Source organism: Lactobacillus corticis (genome assembly GCF_018327645.1).
Lineage (GTDB): Bacteria > Bacillota > Bacilli > Lactobacillales > Lactobacillaceae > Lactobacillus > Lactobacillus corticis.
This window is the reverse complement of sequence record NZ_BMAY01000044.1, coordinates 1-247: the sequence shown is the minus strand read 5'-3', so window position 1 is coordinate 247 and position 247 is coordinate 1. Positions and strand designations below refer to the sequence as shown.

Sequence of the window (247 nt, the reverse complement as noted above, 5' to 3'; positions counted from 1 at the left end):
TTCCCTACTGCTGCCTCCCGTAGGAGTTTGGGCCGTGTCTCAGTCCCAATGTGGCCGATCAGTCTCTCAACTCGGCTATGCATCGTCGCCTTGGTAAGCCTTTACCTTACCAACTAGCTAATGCACCGCGGGCCCATCCTTTAGCGACAGCTTGCGCCGCCTTTTAAACACTCGCCATGCAGCTTGTGTTTTTATCCGGTATTAGCACCTGTTTCCAAGTGGTATCCCAGTCTTAAGGGCAGGTTGC

At 53.4% G+C, this 247-nt stretch carries 1 rRNA gene; it reads right to left on the bottom strand.

Annotated features, from left to right (window positions below):
- Positions 1–247: ribosomal RNA gene (locus KI210_RS08650) — 16S ribosomal RNA — on the bottom strand; the annotation flags it as partial.